Raw genomic sequence first — 16,474 nt, 5'->3', positions numbered from 1 at the left:
ATCAATCGACCGTGTCGACCTGCTGGCTGTTCGCAGGCTCGATATCCTGACCGTACATTTCAACGCCGATCCAGACGATGGCCGCGAGTGCAAGCGCCACGACGAGCACGACCAATACCTGACCACCCCGTTTCCCCTGGCGTGCTTTTTCCGGTTTTACGATCTTGGTCAATTCCTAGTCTCCATTCGATTTCTGATAATTCAATGCGTGCGATTGCGCATTGTTCCGGCCAGACGCCTGTTTGGTCTTTTCGTGCCGGAGATCGGCAGCTACAAAGACAGGCAGGAGAAAACGATTGAACGCCGAAAACCGCCGAAAAAAATCCAGCCTGCCGGAGTCAGTTCTATCGACCGTTAGCGATGCAGAACGCCGGCTGACGCTTCATCGGCTTGGCGTGCTCGATACCGAAAACGATCCTGATTTCGACAAGCTGACAAAGCTTGCAGCAACGATAATGGATACGCCGATCTCGCTGGTGAGTCTGGTCGATCTTGAGCGGCAATGGTTCAAGTCGCGCCACGGCCTCGACGACACGGAAACGCCTATAAATCTTTCGTTCTGCGCCCATGCGATTTCATCGGAGGATGATGTGACAATCGTCCCGGATGCCGCCACAGATCAGCGCTTCTCGGACAACGCGCTGGTGACGGGCGAGATGGGCATCCGCTTTTATGCGGGCGCGCCGATCATCGTATTCGGCCAGAAGATCGGCACCCTATGCGTGATCGACAAACGCAAGCGCGATGAGCCTTCGAGCAAGGAACTCGAACAACTGAAAATGCTTGCCGGCCTCGCCGCGAGCCTGTTCGAACTCAAGGATGGCGCACGCGCTGGCGTGCTGGTCCGCGAGGCTCTCGACAAGGAAGAAAAACGCCGCGCCATAGCCGTCGAGGCTGCGGCACTTTCCAGTTGGGCGTGGGACGCGCGCACAGGCGAAATCGAATACGACGCCTCTTTTGCCGAACTTTTCAATTTGCCGTCCGACAAGCCGCTGCGTGTGCGCGATATGTTTCTGGCGATCGATCGCCGCGACTGGAAAGACGCCGAGGCCCTATTCAGAAGCACCCTTGCTGGCAATGACCACTATTTCAGCGAGTACAGGGTGCGCGGCATCGACCCTCCCCGTTGGCTGGCGACACGAGGCCGTGTTCTTGCGCGCAGCCCCGATGGAAAGCCGACCTTGCTGATGGGGGTGAACTACGACATCACCGAGCGGAAGTCCGCCGAGGAACGCCAACGGCTTTTGCTCCGCGAGATCAATCACCGCGTCAAGAACACGCTGGCGACCGTGCAGGCGCTCGCTACACAGACTGTGCGCCATTCCAGCAAGCCGAATGAATTTCTGGAAGCGTTCAGTTCGCGTCTTCAGGCCTTGGGTCTGGCCCATGGTCTTCTATCGGACCATGAATGGCGCGGCATCAGAATTGCGGAACTCGTCAACAAGGAGGTTCAGCCTTTCGATGACGCAAAGCATGCGCGCATCGCAATTTCCGGCCCTGACGTGCTTTTGTCCCCCGATCAGGCTCTCGGCGTCGGGCTCATTCTTCATGAACTTGCCAGCAACGCGCTGAAATACGGCTCCTTATCCGTGCCCGAAGGCCATGTGAAACTTAGCTGGAATGTGCATGGCCTGCACAGCGCGCGCCGCATCGTGATCAACTGGAGGGAAGAAGGCGGACCTACTGTCTCAGACCCCACACGACAGGGCTTCGGCTCGATTCTCATCCGCCGCAGCCTGGCGAAAGTGATTTCGAGCGAAGTGGTCCATGAGTTTCACCCGGAAGGGGTGCGGGCAAAAATATCCATGCCGCTTGAGGCCGACGAACCCCAATATTAATCGCCATGCGCCCTGCCGGAGCATGGCGATTCTTCTCGGGCCAATGCTTTTCAGTCGTCGGTCGAACCCGGCCCGCGCTTCGGGCGGTTTTCGCGATAGATGGCATAAGCCACGAAGGCTGCAGCCGGAAGCGCCAGTGCGCCAAGACCAACCCGTCCACGCATAAGCGTAGGAAGCACGGCCAAAGCGGACGCCGCCGCCATCGTCGTGAATTCAGAGCTTCTCTTCCGGGCAATGCGCTTTGCGCGCGTTTCCGCTGTCAGCTTGTGAATCAGCAGCGTAATGATCGCAGCGACTACAAAGCCAGCACCGAACCACAGCGCCGCTTTAACCGACCCGTATCGATGCGCCGTCCATATGAAGCCCGCAATGAGAAGAAAGATTATGCCGACGGCAATGAATATCCCCGCGATCAGATAAAAAACCGCAGCCCTGCGCGCCCGTTTAAGCGCATTCAGGGTCTCGCCAGACGCGAAACCCGCAATCAGCGAAGCTAACATCCCCTCAGCCTCTCAAAGATCAGCGGCGCGAAAGAAGCGCGAAAAGATAGCCGGCGCCCGCCGCAATTGCCAAAGCCGTAACCGGCTTTTCGCGCACCGTTGCGATCACCTGTGCTTCGACGTCGCGCGCGTTGGATTTCAATCCATCCATCGCTGCTTCCCCATGAACGCGCAATTGATCAACGCCTTCGGAAGCCGCACGTTTGGCAGCGCTAATCGAATGCTCACCGGTAGCGGCAAGCTGCTTGGTCAGAATTTCAAGGTCGGCCTTGAGCTGCCGAATATCGGCCTCGAGATCGGAAGTGGTCTTTGACATATCTGGTTTTCCTGTCGAGGCAGCCATCGATAAACTCCATTTCATGGTTCGGGTCACAACGCCCAGACCCTAGCGCGGTTCCAAAGATCGGAACGAACCCCATGAAATTGCGTTTGGGACTTCAAGTCCAGCCGGAAATGAAGAATGTCTCTCAGAACAATCAAGAAGGCGCCTATCGTTCGGCTGCCTCCAAAATCGAACTTCGAAATATTCTTTTCGAGAATGTCGCAGGTTGCGACTATCGTTGTTGGGCTGGTCACTTTCATATTCGCTTTGAAGATGGGCGAGTATATTCTGGCTCCGATATTCCTCGGCATCGTTATCGGGCTTATGCTCGGCCCCGTCGCTACGAAGCTGGAATATAAAGGGGTTCGGCCCGGCCTGTCGGCGTTCCTCGTGGTGATGCTTTTCATAATCGTCGTCAGCCTGTTTGCCTTGGCTGTTGCGGCCCCCCTGTCCTACTGGATCGAGCGCCTGCCGCAGATCTGGGTCGATCTTCAACGGCAATTGGCCGATCTGAAAGGGCCTTTCGAGGCGCTCAAGGGTATGCGTGGCCAACTCAGAGAGATCACGGGCGGCGACGGACTGGCCGTTTCGGTGGACGAAGGAATGGGCGTCGAAAGCATCGCGATGCTCGCGCCTTCATTGATCGGCCAGATACTGCTTTTCTTCGCCAGCCTGTATTTTTTCGTCGCGACACGTCACGAGACGCGTGCAACGGTCCTGTCCCTTTGTTTCAGCCGCCGGCTGCGCTGGCGCGTCGCTCACATCTTCCGCGACGTGGAGCATGTGATTTCGAAATATCTGCTTTCCATCACCATCATCAACATTCTGGAAGGGCTTGCCGTCGGCATCGCGCTTTACCTGATCGGAATTCCCTCTGCACCTCTATGGGGGGCGATCGCGATCCTGACCAATTTCGTGGTCTTCATCGGCCCTGCCGTGATGGTCGTCATCCTTTTCGCCATTGGGCTGACCGAGTTCGATTCGCTTGGCGGAAGCATGATCCCGGTGCTGGTCTATCTCGCCATAAACACCATCGAGGCGCAGTTCGTGACGCCGATGGTGATCGGGCGCACAATGACGCTCAATCCGTTCACGGTCCTGCTCTCGCTGGCATTCTGGATATGGCTGTGGGGCGCGCTCGGCGGCTTTATCGCCGTGCCAGCCCTTCTGATCGTTTACGCGATCATCCGCAACATCATCCCCGTGGCAGACTGGCAGGCCGATGGTCGTGCGCTATAACAGAGGGCGCCTGACCTTCTTGAGACCATCCCAGCTTGCAAGGCTCTTCAAACCATCCAGCGAAAGCACCTCGCATCCGCCTTCGCGCCAGCGTAGCAGCTTCTTGTCAGTCAGTTTGCGAATGGTCTTGTTGGTGTGAACCAGCGATAGGCCCAACGTATCGGCAACATGCTGCTGGGTAATCGGAAGCTGCACCAGAGACGTTTCGTTCAAACCGACGGATTTCGCCTTGCTGTAGATGAAGGCGATCAGATATGCGGCGCGCTCAAGCGCACTACGCCGACCCAGACTCAGCAGGTTTTCGTCCAGCATCTGCTCTTCGCGCGAAGCGATCCACGTGATGTCATAGGCAAGGCCCGGATAATTCCGATAGAGGTTCGGGAGATTTTCGCGCTCGAACACGCATAGCAGCATGGGAGACAGTGCCTCCACCGAGTGTTCCATCTCGCCAACCATGCTTCCCTGAAGGCCGATCAGATCGCCCGGCATCAGATAGTTCAGGATTTGCCGGCGGCCGTCGCTGAGCAATTTGTAGCGAAATCCCCAGCCGGTCAGAACCGTATAGAGATGCGGGCTGGCTGTACCCTCCAGAAGCACGGTCGCTCCCTTGTCGACCGCCAATTCTCCACGCTTGAACGTAGTAATGAATTCGAGCTCTTCCTTTTCGAACTCTCGAAAAGTTTCGAGCGGACGCAACGGACATTTCTCGCATGGATATCGTCTCGCTGACAGCGAGCGCCCCGGCTGCATCACACTTACCTCGCAAACCCAGCAATAGAACCCTTATCGGGCTTGGCGACCCTCGCCAATATGTCTTTTTTAAATGACGCCTTTGTCGCGCAAGTGCATGACGAGCGACATTTGGAGATTACGAATTTGACTCGTTTATTGTCGGATATGCGCGTTCTGGTTATCGAAGATGAATTTCTGATCGCCATGGATGTCGAACAGCTTTGTCTCGACAACGGCGCACGGGAAGTCACCATTGCGCGTTCTTCTGCGGATGTTGAACTCGACAAAACAATCTCGTTCGACGTCGCCGTGCTCGACATATTTGTCGACGGCGCCACAAACCTCGATTTCGCCGAGAATCTGAAAAAGCGAAATGTGCCGTTCATATTCGCTTCGGGTTATTCGGATGTCGCGGAAATCAAGCAGACTTTCCCCGACGTGCTGATCATCTCGAAGCCTTATGCCGGTAGCGATCTGGTTCAGGCACTGGCGACTGTCACCGGCAGGAGCAAGGAATCAAGCAGCGCTTGATCCCATAACCTGAGCCGAAATCGAATCCGGACCATAATCAGCTTCACCGGAGATTTTCAGAATCTCCTGCAGTCGGCTTCTCGCCCTGCTGACGCGGCTTTTGATCGTACCAACCGCGCAATCGCAAATCTCGGCGGCTTCTTCATAAGAAAACCCCGAAGCGCCAATCAGAATTATCGCTTCACGCTGATCCTCGGGCAATTGCTCGAGAGCAGCACGAAAATCGTTCAGATCAAGCATGCCCGGCTGGCTTGGATGTACCGCCATCCGCTCGGTCATGATACCGTCGCTGTCCTGGATTTCGCGACCGCGCTTGCGCATTTGCGAATAGAATTCATTGCGCAGGATAGTGAACAGCCACGCTTTCAAATTCGTGCCGAGCTGAAAGCTCTGCTGCTTGTCCCACGCCTTGACGAGGGTTTCCTGCACGAGATCGTCGGCCTTGTCCGCATTCTGCGTCAAAGACACAGCAAACGCACGCAGGCTTGGGATCGTCCCAAGGAGGTCTTTCTTGAAATCCTGTACTGCAGCCATCACGACTCAGTCCTTATTCTGAGCAGGTTCGGCTTGCTCAAGCTGGCTGAGAAGCTGTGCAAACCGATCCGGAACATCATCGGATACGAGTTCGTCGTAATATTGCTTCAGTTTGCGGCCAATTTCAGAATTCGCTCCCAGAGCATTACCGGTCTGGCGCGCAGACGCGTCGCCGGAGTTTGGCTTTTTCATAGTCATTCCGTTGGTTTGCCCTGTTATAAATTACCCGCCCCGAACCCAATCGGGACCACCGGTGCGAAACCGGCAGAAACCCGAAGTTGCTGACAAACGCGGTTTTTCCAAATAAGTTCCATCCTAATCGGAACTTTTTAATGAGCAGCGCATTTTGTGCATCGTTGCAATAAAATTGCGTACGTGACGAAACGTCATGCGAGGGAGACGTCCTTATGAGTTTATCCGCTTCAATTGCCCCACACCTGCCCTTTCTACGGCGCTTTTCGCGTGCCGTTTCGGGCTCCCAACAGAGCGGCGATGCTCTCGTGGCGGCAATGCTTGAAGCAATCATCGCCGATGTCAGCATCTTCCCGGAAGCGTCCAATGAACGGATTGCTCTTTATAAGATATTCGCGAAGCTGTTTACCTCGGTCGCAGTGAAAGTGCCTCAGGTTACACCTATCAATGCATGGGAACAGCGTGCCTCCGCCAACCTTGCAGCGCTGGCTCCGCGTCCGCGTCAGGCATTCCTGCTCATTGCAGTCGAGGGCTTCACGAATTCGGAAGCCGCCGAAATTCTGGATGTGAGCGAAGCCGAATTCGAGACACTGGTTTCGCAGGCAAGTTCTGAGATTTCCAGGCAGGTTGCGACCGATATCCTTATCATCGAAGACGAGCCTTTGATCGCGATGGATATCGAAGAAATGGTCGAGAGCCTTGGCCACCGTGTAGTCGGCACTGCCCGCACCCACGCGGAAGCAACCGATCTCTTCAAAAAGACGAACCCGAAAATGGTTCTCGCTGACATCCAGCTTGCCGATGGCAGCTCAGGCATCGACGCGGTGAATGAAATTCTCGCATCATCGACGGTGCCCGTCATTTTCATCACGGCATTCCCTGAACGCCTTTTGACCGGAGAGCGGCCCGAGCCGGCGTTCCTGGTGACGAAACCGTTCAACCCGGAAATGGTGAAGGCACTTATCAGCCAGGCGCTGTTCTTCGACAGGCAGGCCAAGGCCGCAGCCTGACACTCAAAAATATTTCCGCTCAAAAAGGCCGCTTTTCACAAGCGGCCTTTTCTTTTGCAAGGAACCAAAGCTAAGAGTTTGCGTTCTATTGCAGACATTCAAGGAGGCTGAAATGCTCTACTGGGCTCTCGTATTTCTCGTCGTCGCGATCATCGCAGGCGCGCTTGGGTTCGGCGGCATTGCCGGCACTTCTGCGGGCATCGCCCAGATTCTGTTCTTCGTATTTCTGGCCTTTCTCGTCATCTCGCTCATTGCAGGTCTTTTCCGCAGAGCTTCGTAATCGAAGAACGGGCCAATGATATACTGGAGGCCGTCCCCCCTCAGATGGCGTCCAGCTAACCGCCGGGTACAATTGCTTAATTGCAGTTTGCCCGGCGGACTCTTGTTAAGGTTCGCTTTTTTGGGAACCCTTGCCGAACAATCCCGTTCACGCTGACGGGGAATATTTGGATTATGGTCGGAACACACAAGAGCTTGAAGAACGAGCAAGATACCGATCTCAATCGTCAGGTTGCCGAGGGTAATCCGGAGTTTGGTCGCAGCCTCCTTCACGTTCTTAAAAACACCGGCATTTCCGTTCTCTATCAGGACACCGAGCTAAATACGGTGTGGGGTCAAAACATATTCCCCGAACTGGAAAACGCTGTGCTTTCCGATGGGATGGGCCGGCTGTCTGCAAGCGGCCAGCAGTTGAGCCGAGTTGCCGCTGTTCGTAGAAACGTCCTTTCCACTGGCAAGGCCGAGCGGATCGACGCGGCAGTTACCACACCGCAAGGTATCCGATGGTTCAAGATATGGATCGACGCCGATAAAAATGCAGCTGGAGAGCTGCAAGGCATAGTCACCACCGCTATAGACGTTACCGAAGAAAGACGCCGCGAACAGACGTTGAAAACACTTCTTCGCGAAGTCGCGCATCGTTCCAAGAATCTGCTTGCCATCATTCAAAGTATTGCAACGCAGACCGGACGACATTCCGGGAACATCGACACATTCCTGAGCCGTTTTCGCGGCCGTATCCAGTCGCTTGCCTCATCGCAGGATCTTGTGACGTCATCCAATTGGCGCGGCGCGGATTTGTGGGAGCTGGTCGCAGGACAAGTCGGCAAATACAGCGACAACCTCCAGAAGCATCTGCGGCTTGATGGCGAGAAGCCTTATCTCAATCCGAATGCCGCGCTGCATATAGGATTGGCGATTCATGAACTCGCGGCCAATTCGGCAACCTATGGAGCTCTGTCAAAACCGAGCGGTTTCGTGGCTGTGTCCTCAAGTCTGGTCCCGAGCGAAACTGGAAAGCCGGCTCTTCAACTTCTTTGGCGTGAGCAGGTCGGCGGCGTGACGTCGCTTTCCGAGAAACGCTTCGGCAGTATCGCATTGGAAAAGGTGGTTCCTGCCTCGCTCAACGGCGAGGCGAGCCTGTCTCTGGACGATGGCTGGCTCGAATATCGGCTGCTCATTCCCAGTGGCAGTTTCGAGCTCGAATAGAGCAACAGTTTAAAAAACGTTATTTTCGGACCATCTTTATTCCTTCATGTGGAACTCTCGCGCTTCTACCTGCGTTTCATGGTTGAAAGGGTTTCATCATGGAACACATTGCAGCAGTGCTTTTGATCGTTGGATGTTCAAACTCGTTGCAGGAATGCAAAGAGCTTCCAGCGCCCGTGCCGCTCTATGAAGCAGCCGAAGATTGTCAGCGCGAAAGCGGTGACATGATCCGCGCATATCATGGGAAATTCGAAAAAATCTTCGGAACGTGCGTTGTCGTAGACCCGGCACTTGAAGAAGAGGATGCCGAGCTGGTCTGGGATATAACGCCCAAGGGCAAGCTCGAGGCATCGATCGAGCGTCCGAACGCGATAGTGGCTTCCAATGTGAACGCCACGCGCAAGACTGCAAATCAGTAACAAACTTGGCAACACTCCACGGCCAGTGGACTATCCAGAGGGTTGAGACATGAAGAAAATTATCATTGCAATGGCAGCAGTCGTGGCGCTCGCCGGTTGTACGACGGCGGAAAACGATGCGGCACTTGGCGGCGTAGCGGGTGCAGCCATCGGTGGTCTGGCAACTGGTAAGGTTGGTGGCGCGCTGGTCGGCGGCGTGGTTGGTGCAGCTTCTGGCGTTCTGCTTGGTGCCGCGACCCGCAAGGGCGAATGCCGCTTCCGTGACCGCAATGGCCGCATCTACATCGCAGCCTGCCCTGCAGGCTATTATTGAGGCGTAAAAACGAGGCGTCGCCAAAGACGCCTCTTTGCCTCTGCGTGATTTCACTCGTTCAGAGGTATCGTGATGGTGATGACGATTCCGTCATCACCAAAGGCGCGTTCGATCGTGCCCCTCAATTCGCGCACGATATTCATATCGATAAGCTTGGTACCGAAGCCGGTCTTCTCCGGCGGATTGATCTTTCCGCTACCAAGCTCTTCCCATCGCAGCGTAAGAACTTTGTTTTTGACCTCGTTTTTGACGAGCCAGCTAACCCGCAGGGTGCCCTCTTTATTCGCACGGCCATATTTGATGGCATTGGTGGCAAGCTCGTGAAACGTCAGCCCCATGGCCTGCGTCGCCGTCTCGTTCAGCATAATTTTGGGGCCGTCCATCGCGTCGGCGGGAAGCTCGCCGCCGAACACCTGCCCTAGCTCCATCCGCAACAGCTCTTCCATATCGGCCTTTTGCCCATATGATCGTGTCAGCATGTCCTGCGAATTCGACATGGCCTGAAGGCGCGCGGAGAACGACGTCGCAAATTCATTCATATCCTTGGAATGCGCCGCCGTCTGACGCGACATCGCCAGCACCCGCGCAATCGAATTTTTGATGCGATGCTTCATTTCCTGAAGCATCAGATCTTTCTCGGCCAGGCTGGACTCGGTCGTCTCGTGAAGGGCCGATATGGCCTCGAAGGCGCGCTGCTGATAGCGCGCGACCAGTGCCACCGCTCCCGCCAGAAGCAGGCCGAACAGCCCCAGCGCAAACGGCATGATACGCGAGGATGGCGGGGCGAATTCCGCTGACGGCCTGAAAATCACGCTCCAGCGCCGCCCCGCAACGACGATCTCGCGCATTGCCAGCAGACTTCCGCCATATGCCTCCGAAAGCGGCGCTGCAGAGCGGTACAGAAGATTCTGGTCGCCAACTGCGGTATCGAATATTTCCACCTGAACCGGCAGCAACGGCGCACGTCCGAGCGTGGCATGAAACAGATCAGCGCTGCGGAATACGATGTAAAGAAGCCCGCCTGCTGTCGTCGAGGTTGGCTCAACTTCCGGTGTCACGGTCAGGAAAATCAGAAACCCGGGATAGGTCTGGCTGCTGCCGGTCGCTTCGCCGAGCATCACGCGGCCTGTCGCACGCGGCTCACCCGTGGAAATGGCGCTCTCGATGGCCGGACGCCGGATCGGGTCGGTCATCATATCGTAGCCCATACCGGAACTGTTATCTTGATCTCGCGGCTCGAACAGGACGATTGGCGCACGCAACGTCAAATCCGTCTCCGGGTAGACTTCCTTTTGTCCATCACCGTGCTGCGCAAGTTCGCTTTCAACCGCGCCTTCTTGCCCCTTTTCGATCAGCCGCACGAAGCCAATGCCACGTAACCCTTCGAAATTGTCCGAAACGTTCAGAGCGTCGAAGAAGGATTTGAATTCGGAAGGATTGACGGTCCCCTGCTCTACCTTGAACAGCGCCTGTGTCGATCGCAGCAGCGACATGTGGAGATCGACACGGCTTTGAATGCGATTGAGCGCTTCGTCGGCTGTCGCATCAAATTTGATGCGCGCAGCTTCCTGCGCGGCAAAATATGCAAACAGAGCAACAGCGGCAGCGGCAATTGCCACGGCAAAAAACACGACGCCTGGAAAAAACTTCTTCAAGTCGAATACTGCCGGTTTGATCCCACCATATTCCTTATTAGCGTCTGGCTACGCGAATGCAAACGCACTCGCGTAGCTGCCAATAATCGGGAGAATCTGTCCGTTCAGCTTTTGACGACAAGCGCGCCCGGACCCGGAATGGCGCCCGGAGGACATTTGCCAAGAATGATCATGCCAAGCACTTCATCCTGGGTCACATCACTTGTCTTTGCTGTGCCGACCACCTGACCGTTTTTCATGACGCAGACCCGATCCGAAAGATCGAACACGTCGTGAATATCATGGCTGATGAGGAAGATACCGATACCGTCCTGCTTGAGCTGCTTTACCAGTTCACCAACCTGCGCGGTTTCCTGAGGACCGAGAGCAGCCGTAGGCTCATCCATGATCAGAATGCGTGCATTGAAGAGAATAGCCCGTGCAATCGCCACTGACTGACGCTGACCGCCCGAAAGCTTGCTGACCGGATCCTTGAAGCGCTGGAACCTCGGATTGAGCCTGCCCATGACCTTGCGGGCTTCGGCTTCCATGGCAACATCGTCAAGCGTGCCCCAGCTGGTCTTCAGCTCACGGCCGAGAAACAGATTGGCTGCAGCATCCACATTGTCCGCCAAAGCAAGCGTCTGGTAGATGGTTTCGATACCGTATTTCTTGGCATCGCGCGGATTGCTGATCGAAGCTTCCTCGCCATTTACGAAGATCGTGCCTGCATCGCGCTTATAGGCGCCGGACAATATCTTGATAAGCGTCGACTTGCCCGCGCCATTGTGGCCAAGCAGCGCCACGACTTCTCCCGGAAAAAGATCGATCGAGGCGTCGTCCACGGCACGAATGCCACCGAAGGCGATCGATATATTCTTCATATCGATCAGAGGGGTTTGCGTTTGATCCATCGCTTTTCTCCCCGATTACTGCGTGCGACGGCGATAAAGCGTGTCGAGCCATACGGCCACGACCAACACTATGCCGACCACGATGTTCTGAAGCGGCGTATCGACGCCGAGAAGGACCATGCCCGATTGCAGAGACTGCATCAGCAGCGCACCCAGCATCGCGCCTGCAACCGTGCCGACACCGCCCGAAAGCGACGTGCCGCCGATAACCGCTGCCGCGATGACCAGAAGCTCGTCCAGCGTGCCTTGCGCGTTGGTTGCCGCATTGAGGCGCGATGTCGAGATTGCCGCACCGATTGCCGCGAGAAAGCCCATCAGCATGAAGATTTTCATCGTTACCCAGCGGGTGTTGATGCCAGCGAGCGCTGCCGCCTCCGGGTTGCCGCCGATGGCGAACACATAGCGTCCGAAGCGGGTTCTGGTCGTGATGAAGGTCATGATGATGCCCGCAGCGATCGCTATCAGAACCGGTATGGCGATGCCATGCGCGATGAACAATCCGCCTTCGGGAATGGTGATATTGTTGGCTTCGGCATAACGCCGGACTGTGCCTGCTGGCCAAGGATAGGAATTGGCGACCCACACGGCACCGAGAATGACGCCGCAGGTCAATACGCCAAGGAACGTTTCAGCCCATACGGGGCGAAGCGGAAACTTGAAGCGCTTGCGCTGCTTGCGACCTGACAGCAGCATGAAAACCACTGCGGCACATGCAACAAGGCCGACGATCCAACTTGCGGTCGCACCTATAGAGCCATCCGGCCCGCCGCCCATCAGGCGGAAAGTGGCATCCATCGGGGCGACGGTCTGGCCACTTGTGACCCACCAGGCCGCACCGCGCCAGACAAGAAGTCCGCCAAGCGTAACAATGAAGGCAGGGATGCTGAGATAGGCAATCAGAAAGCCCTGAAACGCTCCGATCGTGACGCCCACGATGATACCTGCGGCAAGCGCGATCATCCAGATTGTAGGGTCGCCCAGCGGGAAACCCATCATTCTGGGGAGCCAGACAGCTTGCGTAACACCCATGACCATACCAGCAAAGCCAAGCAGCGAACCGACTGAAAGATCGATATTGCGCGTAACGATCACCAACACCATGCCGGTCGCCATGACAGTGATGGATGATGACTGAACGGAAAGATTCCAGAGGTTTCGCGGCGTGAGAAACAGGCCGTTCGACAGAAAATGAAAGCTGATCCAGATGACCAGCAGCGCGCCGACCATGCCGAGCATGCGGGTGTCGATTTCCGTCGCCTTCAGAAACCTTGCGACCGGTCCAAGCTCGGACGATCTTGCTCCGTCCGGCATTCCGCTCGATGCCACTTCACTCATGAAGTCCTCCCGACAGTACGGCTTGTTCCGTTACTGTGAACATGGACCGGAACCGAACGCCATGTTTGGCTACTTCGGGACAGGTCATACGATAGTTTGAACCATGATCAGGCTTCGTACCAGCCCGATCTAGACCCCAAGAAAAACGCCGCGGCTTCTTGGCCGCGGCGTTTCGCTAAATGGTCAAATTATTTGCAGGCCGGAACCGAACCGGCAGCAACGCCCTGACAGACAACGTCCTTCGAGACCCAGCCTGCGTCGATGATGACGTCAAGATTGTCCTTCGTGATCGGAACAGGCTTCAGGAACACCGAGGTCATCTCGACCTTGTTCGGACCGCCATCGAACTTCACTGCGTTCGGAATCTTGTCCATCTCAGTTCCGTCAGCAAGCTGCGAAGCGATTTCGGCAGCCGTCTTTCCAAGCTCACGCGAGTCTTTCCAGATCGACACGGTCTGCGTGCCAAGCGCGATGCGGTTCAGCGCAGCATGGTCGGCATCCTGCCCGGAAACCGGAACGGAACCGGCAAGGCCCTGTGCGTCGAGTGCAGCAATTGCACCGCCTGCGGTACCGTCATTGGCCGCAACGACTGCATCGACCTTGTTGTCGTTTGCGGTCAGGAACTGCTCCATGTTCTTCTGCGCGTTAGCCGGCAGCCAGCCATCGGTGTAGGCTTCGCCGACATTCTTGATCTTGCCGGAATCGATCGCTTCTTTCAGCACTTCCATCGCGCCCGCAAACAGGAAGTCTGCGTTCGGATCGGCACCCGAGCCTTTGATGAAGACATAATTGCCTTCCGGCTTCACGTCGAACACGCCCTGCGCCTGCATGCGGCCGACTTCCTTGTTGTCGAACGTCAGGTAGAAAGCGTCCTTGTTTTCGATCAGGCGGTCATAGCCGACGACCGGAATGCCTTCGGCGACGGCTTTTTCGACAGCCGGTCCGATTGCGCTGGAATCCTGCGCAAGGATGATGAGCGCGTTTGCGCCCTGGCTGATCAGGCTTTCAACATCGGTGAGCTGCTTTGCGGCAGACGACTGCGCATCGGCCGAAATATACTTGTCGCCCGCAGCTTCGAGAGCTGCCTTGATGGCGGCTTCATCGGTCTTCCAGCGCTCTTCCTGGAAATTGGACCAGGAGACGCCGATGATCTTGTCTTTCGCCTGTGCCGCGACCGAAAGCGATAGCGACATGGCAACGCCCGCCAGAATGGCGGTGGTAAACTTATTCATGATTTCCTCCCAAGCGCCGGAAAGCGCGACTACGATTATAAAGCGTCAGAGCAGCTTTTTTTCGAGCTCCGAAATAAATAGTGGCGCAAGCCGTGACTTCTGTCAATATCCGCCTGTACGCCGTAAACGGGCCCTCACGAACAAGAGGCCCGCGACGGGTGCGGGAGGAGTTAAGCCACATGCCGGCTGGAATAAGACATGATGATTTGCGACGCCGGAACAGGGCGATGGTCATCGCTGAAGTGCGCCGCTCGGGACAGCCATCTCGAACCTCCATAGCGAACGCCACGGGCCTCAGCCATTCCACCATATCCGCCATCTCGTCCGACCTTATGGGTGAGGGAATTCTTGTGGAGACGGCCTCGGCAGAAACAGCAAAATCAAGGCGCGGAAGGCCTCAGGTGGGATTGGGTCTTAATCCGAAGGCCGCCGCCACGGTCACGATCGTCCTGTCCCTCAATCATCTGGTAGGTGCTCTGATCGACTATTCCGGGGTCATGGTCGCCGAAGAAAGCTGCAAGCTGCCGACGCTCGAACTCTCTCAGGAAGAGCTGATTGAGGCATGTATCGCGATGGTCGAGCGTCTAGTCAAAAAGAACAATACGCAACGTAAGATCCTGCGCCTGATGATCGCCGTGCAGGGCATCACTGATTCGCATTCGCGCAAGATGCTCTGGTCGCCGATCACCAGCCACACAGATCTGGAACTGGCCGATCTGCTCGAAAAACGGTTCGGAATTCCCTCGACCGTCGAAAACGACTGCAACATGATCACAGTGGCGCTGCGTTGGCGCGATCCGGATCGCTACAAGAACGATTTCATCGCCATCCTGCTGTCGCACGGCATCGGCATGGGACTGATGCTCAAAGGTGAATTGTTCACCGGCACGCATTCATCCGGCGCCGAATTCGGCCATATGAACCATCTGCCGCATGGCGCGCTTTGCCGGTGCGGACGGCGCGGCTGCGTCGAGGCCTATGCCGGAAATTATGCGATCTGGCGCAATGCCCACGGTTTGGCCGAAGATGTAGCCCCACTGGTCGACATAGACGACGCCGACATGCTGGAACTTGCAGAAAGCGCCCGGAATCATCCCGGCCGCGTGCGCGACGCGTTTCATACCGCAGGCGAGGCAATTGGCTATGGTTTGGGAAGCATGTTCGCGCTGATTGACCCTGCCCCGGTCGCCGTTGTCGGCATAGGGGCCGCGGCTTTCGATCTGATCGAACCATCACTACGCGACGCGATAGCCAACACCGCAGGCGGACAGCACAACAAGGCAATCAGCTTCGCCGCGATCCCGGACGAGTTCTCGCTCATCCGCGAGGGCAGCGCCATGCATGCGCTGACCCATATCGACAGCGCGATCTTCGCGCCGGGCAACGGTACGAAGACCTAGAGCCCTTTTGATAATTCGCCCTGCCGAGGCATATAGTGTGGTTTTCGAGAACCGGAGCGGAGCGTACATTTGGTACGTGAGCACCGGAAGCGCAGAAAACTGCGCTAGATGTCCGGCAGGGTAGAATTTGCAAAAGGGCTCTTAAAGCTGGTCTTCCTGGATCGCGTAACCCGCGCCGCGTATCGTGCGGATAACGTCCGGCATACGGCCTGTGTTCACCGCCTTGCGCAGACGACCGACATGCACATCGACCGTTCTTTCGTCGATGTAAATCGTTTCGCCCCAGACATTGTCGAGCAACTGGCTGCGCGAGAACACGCGGCCCGGATGCCGCATCATGAATTCCAGCAGCCGGAATTCCGTCGGCCCGAGCTTGATCTCGCTTTTCTTGCGATAGACGCGATGCGCTTCGCGGTCGAGCATGATGTCGCCGACCTTGAGAATGCTCGAAAGCACTTCCGGCTTTGCCCGGCGCAGAAGCGCCTTCACGCGTGCCATGAATTCAGGCGTCGAGAACGGCTTGACGAGATAATCGTCGGCGCCCGTCGCAAGCCCCCTCACCCGGTCGCTTTCTTCGCCGCGCGCCGTCAGCATAATGATCGGCAACCTTTGCGTTTCAGGACGCATGCGCAGCCTGCGGCAAAGCTCGATGCCCGAAATCGCCGGGATCATCCAGTCGAGCACCAGCAGATCGGGAACGTTTTCCTGCAGCCTGATCTCGGCCTCGTCGCCGCGCGCGACGACCTCGACCTGATAGCCTTCGGATTCGAGATTGTAGCGAAGAAGAACGCCAAGGGGTTCTTCGTCTTCAACCACCATGACTTTTGGTGCGATCATCGCA

General features: G+C 56.4%; 20 protein-coding genes. 9 read left to right on the top strand and 11 right to left on the bottom strand.

All coding sequences use genetic code 11. The features are described 5' to 3' along the window. Nucleotide 1 precedes the first annotated feature (1 nt). A complete protein-coding gene (locus ABFT80_RS03840) occupies nt 2-172 on the bottom strand; it encodes a hypothetical protein (protein ID WP_347970516.1) in 171 nt (56 codons plus the stop codon). 124 nt (nt 173-296) lie between these two features. Here ABFT80_RS03840 and ABFT80_RS03835 point away from each other — a divergent pair, with 124 nt between their 5' ends. After that, the gene (locus ABFT80_RS03835) at nt 297-1,838 is read left to right on the top strand and encodes a sensor histidine kinase (RefSeq protein ID WP_347970515.1); all 1,542 of its coding nucleotides are present in this window, start codon (nt 297-299) and stop codon (nt 1,836-1,838) included. A 50-nt stretch (nt 1,839-1,888) separates the two neighbouring features. Here the strand turns inward: ABFT80_RS03835 and ABFT80_RS03830 are convergent, their stop codons facing one another. Both ABFT80_RS03830 and ABFT80_RS03825 read right to left on the bottom strand, forming a co-directional pair. Beyond that, nucleotides 1,889-2,338 carry a hypothetical protein gene (locus tag ABFT80_RS03830; RefSeq protein ID WP_347970514.1) on the bottom strand — a complete coding sequence of 150 codons (450 nt, stop codon included), beginning with the start codon at nt 2,336-2,338 and terminating at the stop codon, nt 1,889-1,891. A 19-nt stretch (nt 2,339-2,357) separates the two neighbouring features. After that, the gene (locus tag ABFT80_RS03825) at nt 2,358-2,681 is read right to left on the bottom strand and encodes a DUF883 family protein (protein WP_347970513.1); all 324 of its coding nucleotides are present in this window, start codon (nt 2,679-2,681) and stop codon (nt 2,358-2,360) included. A gap of 117 nt (nt 2,682-2,798) precedes the next feature. On the opposite strand from ABFT80_RS03825, the gene ABFT80_RS03820 reads away from it, so the two are divergent. Continuing rightward, nucleotides 2,799-3,899 carry an AI-2E family transporter gene (locus ABFT80_RS03820; RefSeq protein WP_347970512.1) on the top strand — a complete coding sequence of 367 codons (1,101 nt, stop codon included), beginning with the start codon at nt 2,799-2,801 and terminating at the stop codon, nt 3,897-3,899. On the opposite strand, the gene ABFT80_RS03815 is transcribed toward ABFT80_RS03820, so the two are convergent. Continuing rightward, the gene (locus ABFT80_RS03815; protein WP_347970511.1) at nt 3,894-4,649 is read right to left on the bottom strand and encodes a Crp/Fnr family transcriptional regulator; all 756 of its coding nucleotides are present in this window, start codon (nt 4,647-4,649) and stop codon (nt 3,894-3,896) included. The genes ABFT80_RS03820 and ABFT80_RS03815 overlap by 6 nt on opposite strands. Before the next feature lie 126 nt (nt 4,650-4,775). Here ABFT80_RS03815 and ABFT80_RS03810 point away from each other — a divergent pair, with 126 nt between their 5' ends. Further along, nucleotides 4,776-5,162 carry a response regulator gene (locus ABFT80_RS03810; RefSeq protein WP_347970510.1) on the top strand — a complete coding sequence of 129 codons (387 nt, stop codon included), beginning with the start codon at nt 4,776-4,778 and terminating at the stop codon, nt 5,160-5,162. Here ABFT80_RS03810 and ABFT80_RS03805 read toward each other — a convergent pair. Both ABFT80_RS03805 and ABFT80_RS03800 read right to left on the bottom strand, forming a co-directional pair. After that, on the bottom strand, nt 5,148-5,696 hold the full coding sequence (locus ABFT80_RS03805; RefSeq protein WP_347970509.1) for an RNA polymerase sigma factor: 549 nt from the start codon (nt 5,694-5,696) through the stop codon (nt 5,148-5,150). The two genes, ABFT80_RS03810 and ABFT80_RS03805, sit on opposite strands and share 15 nt — an antisense overlap. A 6-nt stretch (nt 5,697-5,702) precedes the next feature. Further along, nucleotides 5,703-5,888 (bottom strand): NepR family anti-sigma factor, encoded by a 186-nt coding sequence (locus ABFT80_RS03800; RefSeq protein WP_455189866.1) that lies wholly within the window; start codon nt 5,886-5,888, stop codon nt 5,703-5,705. Nucleotides 5,889-6,103: 215 nt separating this feature from the next. Here ABFT80_RS03800 and ABFT80_RS03795 point away from each other — a divergent pair, with 215 nt between their 5' ends. The 5 genes from ABFT80_RS03795 to ABFT80_RS03775 all read left to right on the top strand — a co-directional run bounded on the left by ABFT80_RS03795 (nt 6,104) and on the right by ABFT80_RS03775 (nt 9,118). Further along, a complete protein-coding gene (locus ABFT80_RS03795) occupies nt 6,104-6,898 on the top strand; it encodes a response regulator (protein WP_347970507.1) in 795 nt (264 codons plus the stop codon). A gap of 112 nt (nt 6,899-7,010) precedes the next feature. Next, nucleotides 7,011-7,178 carry a DUF1328 domain-containing protein gene (locus tag ABFT80_RS03790; RefSeq protein ID WP_347970506.1) on the top strand — a complete coding sequence of 56 codons (168 nt, stop codon included), beginning with the start codon at nt 7,011-7,013 and terminating at the stop codon, nt 7,176-7,178. An 80-nt stretch (nt 7,179-7,258) separates the two neighbouring features. Further along, nucleotides 7,259-8,386: a sensor histidine kinase gene (locus ABFT80_RS03785; protein ID WP_347970505.1), complete on the top strand. Its 1,128-nt coding sequence runs from the start codon at nt 7,259-7,261 to the stop codon at nt 8,384-8,386. Between the two features lie 98 nt (nt 8,387-8,484). Then, nucleotides 8,485-8,805, top strand: a complete 321-nt coding sequence (locus tag ABFT80_RS03780; protein WP_347970504.1) for a hypothetical protein — start codon at nt 8,485-8,487, stop codon at nt 8,803-8,805. A 49-nt stretch (nt 8,806-8,854) separates the two neighbouring features. After that, on the top strand, nt 8,855-9,118 hold the full coding sequence (locus tag ABFT80_RS03775; RefSeq protein ID WP_347970503.1) for a hypothetical protein: 264 nt from the start codon (nt 8,855-8,857) through the stop codon (nt 9,116-9,118). 50 nt (nt 9,119-9,168) lie between these two features. On the opposite strand, the gene ABFT80_RS03770 is transcribed toward ABFT80_RS03775, so the two are convergent. From ABFT80_RS03770 to xylF, 4 genes are all read right to left on the bottom strand, one after another. Then, nucleotides 9,169-10,773, bottom strand: coding sequence for a CHASE domain-containing protein (locus tag ABFT80_RS03770; protein WP_347970502.1), 1,605 nt, complete (start codon nt 10,771-10,773; stop codon nt 9,169-9,171). Nucleotides 10,774-10,877: 104 nt separating this feature from the next. Next, entirely contained in the window at nt 10,878-11,666 is a 789-nt protein-coding gene (locus ABFT80_RS03765) for an ATP-binding cassette domain-containing protein (protein WP_347970501.1), read from the bottom strand. Between the two features lie 15 nt (nt 11,667-11,681). Beyond that, complete coding sequence (locus ABFT80_RS03760; protein WP_347970500.1) at nt 11,682-13,001, bottom strand: sugar ABC transporter permease; 1,320 nt, start codon at nt 12,999-13,001, stop codon at nt 11,682-11,684. Nucleotides 13,002-13,189: 188 nt separating this feature from the next. Then, nucleotides 13,190-14,233, bottom strand: coding sequence for a D-xylose ABC transporter substrate-binding protein (gene xylF / locus ABFT80_RS03755; RefSeq protein WP_347970499.1), 1,044 nt, complete (start codon nt 14,231-14,233; stop codon nt 13,190-13,192). 179 nt (nt 14,234-14,412) lie between these two features. On the opposite strand from xylF, the gene ABFT80_RS03750 reads away from it, so the two are divergent. Continuing rightward, nucleotides 14,413-15,633 carry an ROK family protein gene (locus tag ABFT80_RS03750; RefSeq protein WP_347970498.1) on the top strand — a complete coding sequence of 407 codons (1,221 nt, stop codon included), beginning with the start codon at nt 14,413-14,415 and terminating at the stop codon, nt 15,631-15,633. 141 nt (nt 15,634-15,774) lie between these two features. On the opposite strand, the gene phoB is transcribed toward ABFT80_RS03750, so the two are convergent. After that, nucleotides 15,775-16,470: a phosphate regulon transcriptional regulator PhoB gene (gene phoB / locus ABFT80_RS03745; RefSeq protein WP_347970497.1), complete on the bottom strand. Its 696-nt coding sequence runs from the start codon at nt 16,468-16,470 to the stop codon at nt 15,775-15,777. Between the last annotated feature and the right edge of the window lie 4 nt (nt 16,471-16,474).

Source organism: Foliimonas ilicis (assembly GCF_039939195.1).
Lineage (GTDB): Bacteria > Pseudomonadota > Alphaproteobacteria > Rhizobiales > Rhizobiaceae > Foliimonas > Foliimonas ilicis.
The sequence above is the reverse complement of the archived record's forward strand: the minus strand, read 5'-3'. Positions and strand labels throughout refer to the sequence as shown.